This is a genomic window from Caballeronia sp., assembly GCF_049581465.1.
Classification (GTDB): Bacteria; Pseudomonadota; Gammaproteobacteria; order Burkholderiales; family Burkholderiaceae; genus Caballeronia.
The window spans coordinates 1-10,730 of the sequence record NZ_JBAUSA010000327.1; the positions used below are offsets into that span (position 1 = coordinate 1).

10 protein-coding genes and 2 pseudogenes are annotated in these 10,730 nt (G+C 61.2%); 9 read left to right on the plus strand and 3 right to left on the minus strand.

Annotated elements, in window-relative coordinates:
* Both WCA53_RS08120 and WCA53_RS08125 read left to right on the plus strand, forming a co-directional pair.
* Positions 1-721: pseudogene (locus WCA53_RS08120) on the plus strand (succinylglutamate desuccinylase); the annotation flags it as partial.
* Between the two features lie 87 nt (positions 722-808).
* Positions 809-1,129: a pyrimidine/purine nucleoside phosphorylase gene (locus tag WCA53_RS08125; protein ID WP_423907792.1), complete on the plus strand. Its 321-nt coding sequence runs from the start codon at positions 809-811 to the stop codon at positions 1,127-1,129.
* 23 nt (positions 1,130-1,152) lie between these two features.
* Here WCA53_RS08125 and WCA53_RS08130 read toward each other — a convergent pair whose 3' ends face one another.
* A complete protein-coding gene (locus WCA53_RS08130) occupies positions 1,153-2,013 on the minus strand; it encodes a DMT family transporter (protein ID WP_423907795.1) in 861 nt (286 codons plus the stop codon).
* A 148-nt stretch (positions 2,014-2,161) separates the two neighbouring features.
* Between WCA53_RS08130 and WCA53_RS08135 the strand changes: the two genes are divergently transcribed.
* A complete protein-coding gene (locus WCA53_RS08135; protein ID WP_423907798.1) occupies positions 2,162-2,680 on the plus strand; it encodes a hypothetical protein in 519 nt (172 codons plus the stop codon).
* A 223-nt stretch (positions 2,681-2,903) separates the two neighbouring features.
* On the opposite strand, the gene WCA53_RS08140 is transcribed toward WCA53_RS08135, so the two are convergent.
* Together WCA53_RS08140 and WCA53_RS08145 are read right to left on the minus strand one after the other, a co-directional pair.
* The gene (locus WCA53_RS08140) at positions 2,904-3,698 is read right to left on the minus strand and encodes an SDR family NAD(P)-dependent oxidoreductase (RefSeq protein ID WP_423907800.1); all 795 of its coding nucleotides are present in this window, start codon (positions 3,696-3,698) and stop codon (positions 2,904-2,906) included.
* Between the two features lie 146 nt (positions 3,699-3,844).
* Positions 3,845-4,651 (minus strand): LytTR family transcriptional regulator DNA-binding domain-containing protein, encoded by an 807-nt coding sequence (locus WCA53_RS08145; RefSeq protein WP_423907802.1) that lies wholly within the window; start codon positions 4,649-4,651, stop codon positions 3,845-3,847.
* Between the two features lie 370 nt (positions 4,652-5,021).
* Here WCA53_RS08145 and WCA53_RS08150 point away from each other — a divergent pair, with 370 nt between their 5' ends.
* The 6 genes and pseudogenes from WCA53_RS08150 to WCA53_RS08175 form a co-directional block, all read left to right on the plus strand.
* Positions 5,022-5,888 carry an FAD binding domain-containing protein gene (locus WCA53_RS08150; RefSeq protein WP_423907804.1) on the plus strand — a complete coding sequence of 289 codons (867 nt, stop codon included), beginning with the start codon at positions 5,022-5,024 and terminating at the stop codon, positions 5,886-5,888.
* 23 nt (positions 5,889-5,911) lie between these two features.
* Complete coding sequence (locus WCA53_RS08155; RefSeq protein WP_423907806.1) at positions 5,912-6,433, plus strand: (2Fe-2S)-binding protein; 522 nt, start codon at positions 5,912-5,914, stop codon at positions 6,431-6,433.
* A gap of 12 nt (positions 6,434-6,445) precedes the next feature.
* Positions 6,446-8,857, plus strand: coding sequence for an aerobic carbon-monoxide dehydrogenase large subunit (locus WCA53_RS08160; RefSeq protein WP_423907808.1), 2,412 nt, complete (start codon positions 6,446-6,448; stop codon positions 8,855-8,857).
* Positions 8,858-8,875: 18 nt separating this feature from the next.
* Positions 8,876-9,508 carry an SRPBCC family protein gene (locus tag WCA53_RS08165; RefSeq protein ID WP_423907811.1) on the plus strand — a complete coding sequence of 211 codons (633 nt, stop codon included), beginning with the start codon at positions 8,876-8,878 and terminating at the stop codon, positions 9,506-9,508.
* 13 nt (positions 9,509-9,521) lie between these two features.
* A complete protein-coding gene (locus WCA53_RS08170) occupies positions 9,522-10,415 on the plus strand; it encodes an AAA family ATPase (RefSeq protein WP_423907814.1) in 894 nt (297 codons plus the stop codon).
* Positions 10,409-10,730: pseudogene (locus WCA53_RS08175) on the plus strand (vWA domain-containing protein); the annotation flags it as partial. The gene WCA53_RS08170 and the pseudogene WCA53_RS08175, both read left to right, overlap by 7 nt.

Here is a 10,730-nt window from a genome sequence, read left to right on the forward strand (position 1 = left end):
GGCGATATGCGAGATGCTGGCTGATGTCGTGCCGAAGAACGAGTTCGAGTCGCTGCGCCGCGAGATGCTGATCATGTCAGCCGATGCCGACATCATCCTCGACCTGCATTGTTCGCTCGAAGCCACCATGCACCTGTACACGAACCCCGTGAGCTGGCCCGCAGTCGAACCGCTTGCACGCTATCTCGGCGCAAAGGGCGTGTTGCTCGCGGCCGATTCGGGCGGCCAGACGTTCGATGAAATCTATGCGCCGCTGTGGGACGAGCTTCGGGCACTGCTCGGCGATGCCACGCCGCTCGCCGCGCCTAATGTCGCGTTGACGGTCGAGCATCGTGGCCAGCGCGACGTCTCGTATGAGTTCGCCGAGCACGATGCCGACGCGATCGTTGATTACCTGGTGCATCGTGGCGTGATCGAAGGCGAGGTACGTGCGTTGCCGCCGCTACTGCATCCGGCGACACCCCTTGCTGGCAGCGAGCAGTTCATTGCGCCGGTGAGCGGCATCCTGGTTCATCGCGCGGAAGTCGGGGCGCACTTGAAGGCGGGCGATCCGGTCTTCGATATCGTCGATCCGATCACCGACGCGGTCACCACGCTCACGACTAAAAACGACGGCATCTTCTACATGCGGCGGGCGATTCGCTTTGTCATCGCGGGCGCTCCGTTGGGGCGTGTGTCGGGCGCAATCCCCTTCAGGACAGGCGTCTTGATCGGAGCGTGATGAATGTGTGAGCGCCTGGCCGACACCGGGTGCTCGCCGGATTGACGGCTGCTATCATTTGCGTCCGATTAAAAAAGGAGTCAGTGCATGACCTCGTCAACGCAGTTCGAGAACGTCTCGGTAGCCAAACGCGCCAACATCTACTTCGATGGAAAGTGCGTGTCCCACACGGTCGTCCTTGCCGACGGCAGCCGCAAGTCCCTAGGCGTCATCTTTCCGGCTACGCTGACGTTTGGCACTCAGGCTCCGGAGGTCATGGAAATTCAGGCGGGGTATTGCCGGATTCGCCTGGCCGGCAGCGATCAATGGCAGGAATATCGTGAGGGCGAGACATTTTCCATCGGCGGTGACAGCAGTTTCGACATTGAGGTTGTCGAGACGCTCGACTATGTTTGTCACTACGGCTGACTGACCGCCGGGTCGGCTCGCTGTCACGCGAAGCGCTTGGCCCCGCACACGCACAGGACCACGCCTGACGCGACGGCGATCATGGGCCAGGCTACGGGCTCGTGCAACAAGCTCGCGGCCAGTGCGAGTCCAAAGAAGGGCTGGAGGAGTTGCAACTGTCCGACCGTGGCGATACCTCCCTGAGCCAATCCGCGATACCAGAATACGAAGCCGATCAACATGCTGAACAAGGAGACGTAGGCCAGTCCGATCCATGCTGACCGGCCGACGTCGACCCACGAGGAAGGCATGGTAATCAGCGCGAGTGGCCCGATGACCGGTAGCGACAACACGAGCGCCCAGGAGATCACCTGCCAGCCGCCGAGCTTGCGGGAGAGGCTGGCGCCTTCCGCATATCCAAGCCCGCAAACGACGATGGCGGCGATCATTAGCGTGTCGCCTATGGGCGATGCACCGGGGCCCTGGATCAGCGCATAACCGGCTACGAGCGCAGCGCCCGCAATGGAAAAAAACCAGAACGCGGGGCGAGGGCGCTCGCCCCCGCGCAGGACGCCGAAGATGGCGGTCGTCAGCGGCAACAAACCAACGAAGATGACGGAGTGGGCGGAGGTGATGTGCTTGAGCGCGAGCGCGGTCAGCAGTGGGAACCCGATCACTACGCCGAACGCGACCACGGCGAGGGAAATCAGGTCGCTACGCTCGGGACGCTTTTGCCGGAATAGAAGCAGGAGCGCGAGTCCCAGTAAGCCTGCTATAGCTGCCCGGGCAAGCGTCAGGAAGACCGGATCGAACCCCGCAACGGCTGCGCGGGTGGCGGGAAGAGAGCCGCTAAAGATCAGCATGCCGATAAAGCCGTTCGTCCATCCGCTTGCTGTCTTGTCCATCTTGCGCCTTATAGTTTTCAGGAGTATGGGCGTAAGGGCGCTAGTACCTCCATAGACAATATGTTGCAGTTTTGAAAAACTGTGCAGGTGGACCTACCGGTACACTTGAGAGCAATTTATTTCTCCGGCTTCAATCCCCTTGCTCTCAATGACGACCCTGCAAAAGTCCATCGAAACCTACATTCACGCGAAAGACGGCAACCGTCCTCATTTGATGGCAGAGGCCTTCACGCCGGATGCTGAACTGACGATGGACGTCAAAACGGCCGAGATCGCATTTCCACCTGCTGTCAAAGGGCTGAATGCCATCTCGGCTGTTTTGGTCAGCCAGTTTGCCCAGCGGTATGAAAACGTCTATACGTTTTGTATTGGAGCGCCGCCGATCACTGACGAGACGTTCGCCTGCGACTGGCTGGTCTGCATGACGGAGAAGGACACTGCCGCTGCGCGCGCGGGCTTTGGCCAATACGAATGGCAATGCGACGACGGCCGAGTGTTTAAGCTCCGGATAACGATTGAAGAGATGACGACGCTGCCGGAGGAATCCAGCGAAGTAATTCTCGGTTGGGCGCGAAATCTGCCGTATCCGTGGTGCCCTAGAGCGTTGCTGGCCCAGCAAGCGCCGGCCCTCGACGCGATCAGTTGCGTACTAAAGGCGCTTGGATAACTGTCCTGCGACGGAGCGGCAAATTTGCAACCTCGAATGTGGGTTCGCGAACGCGACTATCCACGCCGTCCAGCGTCGTCTCATCCCTTTGTAGCTTTATTTTCCGCAATAATGACGGGCCGCGACGCCTCGGCAGTAGCTGCCTGAGTGATTTCGCTAGCGCTTTCAATGATCTTCGAGCCAGTCCGCTCGGCCCTGCCGCTTCGTCGACGGAATAGTGACGTCAGACGATACTGTCCACCACTCCGCCGTCCACACGAAGCGCCGCACCGGTGGTCCCCGACGCCTGAAGCGAACACGCATAGACCACCATGTTTGCCACTTCGTCCGGAGTTGTCGGGCGCTGCAGGATGGAGCTGGATCGATGGGCGCGGACGAAGTCGACGCCGGCCTGCTCGATGCTCGTGCCCGCCTGATCGGCGGAATCCTTGAGCATAGACTTGACGCCGTCTGAAAGCGTAGGTCCGGGCAGCACGGAGTTCACCGTAACGCCACTTCCAGCGGCAAGCTTCGCTAAGCCGCGTGCGATCGCTAGCTGCGCCGTCTTGGTCATGCCGTAGTGAATCATGTCCGCCGGGATATTCAACGCCGATTCGGAGGATATGAACACGATGCGGCCCCAGTCGCGTTCGAGCATGCCTTTCAAATAATGGCGCGAGAGCCGCACGCCGGACATCACGTTAGTCTGGAAAAAATGTTCCCATTCATCGTCGTCGACGTCGAAGAATGGCTTGGGTCCATAGATCCCGGCGTTGTTCACCAGGATATCGGCTGTGGGCGCGGCCTGGACCAATTGCGCGGCGCCTGCGGCAGTAGACAGGTCGGCTGCCACGCCCTCAAGGCTGGCGCCGGGCACGTCGGTTCGCAGGGCGGCCAGCGCGTGTTTAAGCGAGGCCTCGCTGCGGCCGTTGATTATTGTGTGGGCACCGGCGCGTGCCAGGCCCGCGGCAATGGCGAAGCCGATGCCACCCGTAGAGGCGGAAACGATAGCGGTCTTGCCCGACAGATTGATATGCATACGTTGCTCCAGAGATTGACGGAATCGATCAGTTACGGCGAATTGCTTAGAGGAGGCCCATGCCATTCTTACAGGCTATCTGGAGAGCCGCCAGTTTGGGGCGACGCGTGAGGGTGGGGGATCCTGCTAGCGGAGGGGCGGGGCCCCTAGACCACGCCAAGCAATTCCTTCAACTGCGCGGCTCTCGACCGGCTGACCGGAACCTGGGTTTGATCTGCGTCGTCCATCACAAGATTGACGCTCTCGTCCGACTTAACCAGTTCGACCGCGTACGGAAGACTCACGATATGACTGCGATGCACGCGCAAGTAGATGCTGTCGTCGAGACGCAGTTCGAGATCGGCTAGCGAAAGATTGGAAAGATAGCGATCGTCCTTCGTGACAATCGTCGTGTAATGGCCGTCGCCCTGAAAACGTACGATGTCCTTCAGGTCGATCAGGATCACCCGGTTCTTCCGGTAGACGGGAATCTTGAACAGGCGGCGCGGCAACGCAACGTTCTCACCCGAGCGCTCTCCCGAGGGTTCGGTGGTGAGATCGGTTACGTCGTAGAAGATCATGCAGGTGCCGCACGCGCCCTGGATGCCCGTCATCTTGGCGACCTTGATCATCAGGATCCGGTCGGGGATGTTGATCATCATCGCGACAGGAGGCGGCGACTTGACCGGGCAGCCGCCCGCGTCTTTTGATTGCAGCAAAAAGCGCAGCTTGTCGCGACTCTTCTCCGGATGCAGTTGCACGACGTCGATGCCGAACAACTTGTCCTGCCCGACTCCCAGCGATTGCTCGCCGGCCGGCCCCAGGATTTGCAGCGCGACGTCGTTAAAGGCGCTCACATGGCCCTCGGCGTCGAGCCACACCATCCCCGGATTGAACTGCTCCAGCTTGTGCTGGAATGTCTCGTTGCGACGAGGCTCCGCGATCGGCGGGCCCGCGTGTTCAAGCGGTTTCATCCAGGTCTCCTGCCCTGACAGAGCTGTCTACGCTCTCTGGCGATTGTTCTTCTTTGTATGTCTTTTCCCAAATTCGCGCAAGTTTTAGGACCGTTCACGCAGGTAAACCCGCCATTCAGGAAATCCGCTTGAACTGCTGCGCAGCGTCGTGAAATCGTGATTTCCTGAGTCGGAATCGGCGCAGCGTCGCTCTGACACGCTCATTCGGCGCGGCTCGGGTTTCATGCCCGTTTTCCGTTAATTGGCGCGCGCTTGCCGCCGTTCGTGAAATCGCGTTGAAGGGCCGCGCTGGAGTGTGAAATGCTCGATCACGGACTAATGCAGTCAAGCTTCATTTTGTCGGCGGATGAAAAAACCTGAGGAGGCCAGTGTGATCCCCCGTCCATTCGAATATCACGTTCCACGCACCTTGCCGGAGGCGATCGCGCTGCTCAACGAGCATGGCGATGCGGCCAAGCTCCTGGCCGGCGGCCACAGTCTGCTGCCGATGATGAAGCTGCGTTTTGCCGAACCGGGTCATCTGATCGACCTTGGCAAGCTGGCGGAGCTCAAGGGCATCCGCGAGGTCGGCAACGAAATCCGCATTGGCGCGATGACGACCGAGAACGAGCTGATCTGGTCCGAGTTGCTGCAAACAAAATGTCCACTGATCGTGGAGGGCGCACGCCAGATCTCGGACCCACAGGTGCGCTACCGGGGCACGCTGGGCGGGGACATTTCGCATGGCGATCCGGGCAACGATCATCCCGCGCTGATGTTGGCCCTCGATGCATCGTTCGTGCTGACGGGCGAGCGCGGTGAACGCGTCGTGCCAGCCGACGGATTCTTTCTCAGCACCTATCTGACGATGCTCGAACCCGGCGAGATCCTGACTGAGATCCGCATTCCCTTGCCCGCAACAGGAAGCGGCTATTGCTACGCGAAACTGAAGCGCAAGACCGGCGACTTCGCGACCGCAGCCACGGCGGTGATCCTGCGCATGAGCGGCGCTACCGTGGCCGACGTGCGCATTGCTCTGACGAATCTCGCGGACATCGCTTTCCGGGCGACCGGCGCGGAGCAGTCGCTGCTCGGCAAGCCCATCGATGAACAAGCCATCGCACAAGCCGCGCGACTGGCGATGGACGCGTGTGACCCGGTCGCGGATCTGCGCGGCGATATCGAGTACAAGACCGCGATGGCGGGCGAAATGACGCGACGGGCGCTAGCTACGGCCTTTTCGCGGGCCGTTCACTGAACGCGATTTCCTGGAGAAAAGACATGAACAAGAAAGTCATTGTGTCGTTCAGGCTTAACGGTAAGGAAACTGATGTGCTGGTCGAGCCGCGCGAATTGCTGATTCATACGCTGCGCGAAAAGTGCCGGCACACCGGGCCGCATATTGGTTGCGAGACCTCGCATTGCGGCGCGTGTACGGTCGATTTCGACGGCATGTCGGTCAAGTCCTGCACGCTGCTGACGGTACAGGCCGAAGGCGCGGAGGTGCTGACTGTCGAGGGTCTGGCTCAGGGCGGCGAACTCCATGCGCTGCAGGAAGGCTTCATGCAGGAGCACGGCCTGCAATGCGGCTTCTGTACGCCGGGAATGCTGATAAGAGCGTATCGCCTGCTGCAGGAGAATCCGGACCCGAGTGAAGAAGAGATCCGCTACTGGATGGCGGGCAACCTGTGCCGCTGTACGGGTTATCAAAACATAGTGAAGGCGGTGCAATACGCAGCGCGCAAGCTACGGGGTGAAACAGTCGAAAGTTCGCATCCGCTGATGCCAGCGCATGTGCATTGACGGAGAAAAATAATGGGAAATATCGACGCCAATCTCGACCGTCTCGCCGCACTGGAAGGCATGGGCTGCTCGCGCAAACGCCGCGAAGATCCGCGCTTCATCCAGGGAAAAGGCACCTACGTCGACGATATTAAAATGCCGGGCATGCTGTTCGGCGTGATGGTTCGCAGTCCGTACGCGCATGCCCGCGTGAAGAAAATCGACAAGTCCCGCGCGCTCGCCCATCCAGGGGTGTACGCGGTGCTGACCGCCGACGACCTCAAGCCCCTCAAGCTCCACTGGATGCCAACGCTCGCGGGCGACGTGCAGGCAGTACTGGCCGATGAAAAGGTCTGCTTCCAGAACCAGGAGGTGGCGTTCGTCGTGGCCGATGATCGCTACATCGCGGCCGACGCGGCGGAACTCGTGGACGTCGAGTACGAGGAGCTGCCGGCGGTGGTCGATCCATTCGCCGCGCTCGCACCCGATGCCCCAGTGATCCGCGAGGACATTCGCGACAAGCCGACCGGCGCACACGGTGCGCGTAGGCATCCGAATCATATTTTTACGTGGAACATCGGCGACAAGGACAAGACCGATCGCGTGTTCGACAACGCGGAGGTGACCGTCTCGCAAGACATGCTGTATCCGCGCGTCCATCCGTGTCCGCTGGAAACCTGCGGCTGTGTCGCATCGTTCGACAAGGCGCGCGGCGACCTGACGGTCTACATCACGTCGCAGGCGCCGCATGTGGTGCGCACGGTGGTGGGCCTGCTATCGGCCATTCCGGAGTCGAAGATCCGCATCATCTCGCCGGATATCGGCGGGGGTTTTGGCAACAAGGTCGGCGTGTATCCCGGCTATGTCACGTCGATCGTCGCTTCGATCGTGCTCGGGCGGCCCGTCAAGTGGATCGAGTCCCGTTCCGAGAACCTGAGCTCGACCGCATTCGCACGCGACTATCACATGACGGGTGAACTGGCCGCCGATCGCGACGGCCGGATCAAGGCGCTGCGCGTGCATGTCACGGCCGATCACGGCGCGTTCGATGCCTGCGCCGATCCCACCAAATGGCCCGCGGGCATGTTCCACGTTTGCACCGGTTCCTATGCGATACCGAACGCGTTCGTGTCGGTCGACGGCGTCTATACCAACAAGTTTCCGGGCGGCGTAGCTTATCGATGCTCGTTCAGGGTGACAGAGGCGGTCTATCTGATCGAGCGGATGGTAGACGTGCTGGCGCAGAAGCTCGGTATCGACAAGGTCGAAATACGCTTGCGCAATTTCATCCGCAAGGATCAGTTTCCGTACACGACACCGCTCGGGCTCGAATACGATTCAGGCGATTACGAGCCGGCGCTCAAGAAAGTGCTCGCAGCGGTCGACTACCCGGCGTTGCGCGCCGAGCAGGCCGCACGGCGTGCCGATCCGGACGCCGAATGGCTGATGGGCATCGGCGTCGTCAACTTCACCGAGATCGTCGGTGCGGGACCGTCGAAGATGTGCGACATCCTGGGCGTCGGCATGTTCGATTCGTGCGAGATACGCGTGCATCCCGATGGTTCGGCGATCGCACGGATGGGCACGATCACGCAAGGGCAGGGCCATCAGACCACGTATGCGCAGATCATCGCGTCCGAGGCCGGTATCCCCGCGTCGGTGATTACGGTCGAGGAGGGCGATACGTCCACCGCGCCCTACGGACTCGGCACCTATGGCTCGCGCTCCACGCCGGTTGCGGGCGCCGCAGTCGCGCGCGCGTCGCGCAAGATCCGCGAGAAGGCCCGCAAGATTGCCGCGCACTTGCTCGAAGCCAGTCCCAACGACGTCGAGTTCGATCTCGACCGCTTCGTGCTCAAGGGGTCACCCGAGCAGTTCAAGACTATCAAGGAAGTGGCCTGGGCGGCCTACAACAATGTTCCCGAAGGCATGGAGATGGGCCTTGAGGCCGTCGATTACTACGACCCGCCCAATTTCACGTTCCCATTCGGCGCGTATGTGTGCGTGCTCGACGTGAATCGCTTTACGGGCGAAACGCGCGTGCGCCGCTTTTACGCGCTCGACGACTGCGGCACGCGCATCAATCCGATGATCATCGAAGGGCAGATCCACGGTGGCTTGACCGAGGGCTTCGCCGTTGCAATGGGCCAGGAAATGCCCTACGACGAAGCCGGCAATCTGTTGGGCGCCACGCTGCTGGATTACTTCGTACCGACCTCGGCTGAGACGCCCCATTGGGAGACCGATTTCACGGTGACGCCGTCGCCGCATCATCCGATCGGCGCCAAGGGGGTGGCTGAATCGCCGCACGTCGGCTCGATTCCGTGCTTTACGTCGGCCATGGTCGATGCGTTCGCGCACCTGGGGGTGACACATATGAACATGCCGCACAACGCGTTTCGCGTGTGGCAGCAGTCCCGTTCACTGGGGTTGACGAGACAGTAATACGCAAAGGATGACTGAATGAAAGTCGTACTCGAGAAGGTGTTTCCGCTGGACGCCTCGGCTGAGCGCACCTGGAAGTTACTGGAAGACATCCCGACCGTGGCCGGATGCATGCCGGGCGCGAAGATCACCGAACGCATCGATGCCACTCATTACAAAGGCACGATTACCGTCAAGCTTGGTCCGGCCACGATGTCGTTCAAGGGCGATATCGAGGTGTTGAACCTCGACGCAACGGTGCGCAGCCTGCATCTGGTGGGCAAAGGCACGGACGCGACGGGCGGCTCCGCAGCATCGATGGATCTGGTCGCGAGCGTGCAGGCCGCCGGGCAGACGTGCGAACTGACCGGCAAGAGCGAGGTGACGATGAGCGGTAAAGCCGCCTCGCTCGGAGGCCGGCTGATGGCCCCCGTGGCGGACCAGATGCTCAAGCAGTTCGTGGCTAACTTTGCCGCGCGGCTCGACGCGTCCCGGCCCCAGGAGGCGGCGTCCGGGGACTCTGTCTCGGACTCTGACGCGGCGGCGATAGCGCCAGTATCTGTCACGCCGGAAGTTGCCAACGTCCCGCACTCCGAACTGAACGGTCTGGCGCTGGCGTGGGCTGTGTTGCGCGAGTGGCTACGCGGGATTTTCACGCGCAAGTCCGTCTGAATGAGAGGCAACCATGGCGACCGACAGGATGAACGACGTCGTGAGCCTGCAGCGGCGGCTGGAGGGTCACGGCTTTATCGCCGAGCGCAGCTTTGCGGCGACCCTCATGCTGACAATGGAAATGCGCCGGCCGCTGTTGCTGGAGGGCGAGGCGGGGGTCGGCAAGACCGAGGTCGCGAAGGCGCTCTCGCGGCTGCTGGATACGCGGCTGATCCGGCTGCAATGCTACGAGGGCCTTGATGCCCACTCCGCACTCTACGAGTGGAACTACCAGCACCAACTGCTGGCGATCAAACTACTCGAACAGGACCAGCGGTCGATTCTCGACAAGGAGCAGGATATTTTTTCAGAACGCTATCTGCTCAAGCGACCGTTGCTCGAAGCGATCACGACGACGCCTGCGCCTGTCCTGCTGATCGACGAGATCGACCGCACCGACGAAGCGTTCGAAGCCTACCTGCTGGAGTTGCTATCCGACTTCCAGATGTCGATCCCCGAGCTGGGCGTGATACGCGCCACGGAGAGACCGTTCGTTATCCTGACTTCCAACGGCACGCGCGATATCTCCGACGCGCTGCGCCGCCGTTGCCTGTATCAGTACATCGACTATCCGGGCTTCGAGAAGGAGTTGTTGATCGTGCGTACGCAAGTTCCGGAAGTGCCGGAGAAGCTGGCGCGGCAGATGGTCGAATTCGTGCAGTCGGTCAGGCAGATGGACCTGCAGAAAAAGCCCGGGCTTGCCGAGACGCTCGACTGGGTATCTGCGTTGCTTCGCCTGGGCGTGAGCGTGCTCGATACGGACGGTATCGAGCAGATCATGGATTCACTGTCCGCGCTCGTCAAGACGCGCGAGGACCAGGCCGGCCTGTCCCGGCCGGTCGTCGAAAAACTGGTGGCCGCATGTTGACCGGGAATCTTGCCGCCGCTGAACGGGCGCCCTCGTCGAGCCTTGAGGAGACATTGCTTACGCGTTACGCCGGGTTCGCCGGGTGGCTGCGCGCGAACGATTTTCGCGTGACGACCAGCGACATCGCGGCATCGATGGAGGTTGCCCAGCGCACGGGGCAGACGGATATCCAGTTGTTGCGCTGGAGCCTGCGCGCCGTGCTGTGCTCGCGCGCCGAAGAATGGCGACGATTCGATGCCCTGTTCGACGCCTATTTCCTGAGACCGAATCGTCGCGTGCTGGTGGAAACGCGTGCCGCAGGCGCCGGCCCGATCG

Excerpts from the sequence above, each read along its gene's own strand:
- WCA53_RS08160 (WP_423907808.1), top strand. The coding sequence starts at position 6,446 with ATGGGAAATATCGACGCCAATCTCGACCGTCTCGCCGCACTGGAAGGC.
- WCA53_RS08170 (WP_423907814.1), top strand. The coding sequence starts at position 9,522 with ATGGCGACCGACAGGATGAACGACGTCGTGAGCCTGCAGCGGCGGCTG.
- WCA53_RS08155 (WP_423907806.1), top strand. The coding sequence starts at position 5,912 with ATGAACAAGAAAGTCATTGTGTCGTTCAGGCTTAACGGTAAGGAAACT.
- WCA53_RS08135 (WP_423907798.1), top strand. The coding sequence starts at position 2,162 with ATGACGACCCTGCAAAAGTCCATCGAAACCTACATTCACGCGAAAGAC.
- WCA53_RS08165 (WP_423907811.1), top strand. The coding sequence starts at position 8,876 with ATGAAAGTCGTACTCGAGAAGGTGTTTCCGCTGGACGCCTCGGCTGAG.
- WCA53_RS08140 (WP_423907800.1), bottom strand. The coding sequence starts at position 3,698 with ATGCATATCAATCTGTCGGGCAAGACCGCTATCGTTTCCGCCTCTACG.
- WCA53_RS08145 (WP_423907802.1), bottom strand. The coding sequence starts at position 4,651 with ATGAAACCGCTTGAACACGCGGGCCCGCCGATCGCGGAGCCTCGTCGC.
- WCA53_RS08130 (WP_423907795.1), bottom strand. The coding sequence starts at position 2,013 with ATGGACAAGACAGCAAGCGGATGGACGAACGGCTTTATCGGCATGCTG.
- WCA53_RS08125 (WP_423907792.1), top strand. The coding sequence starts at position 809 with ATGACCTCGTCAACGCAGTTCGAGAACGTCTCGGTAGCCAAACGCGCC.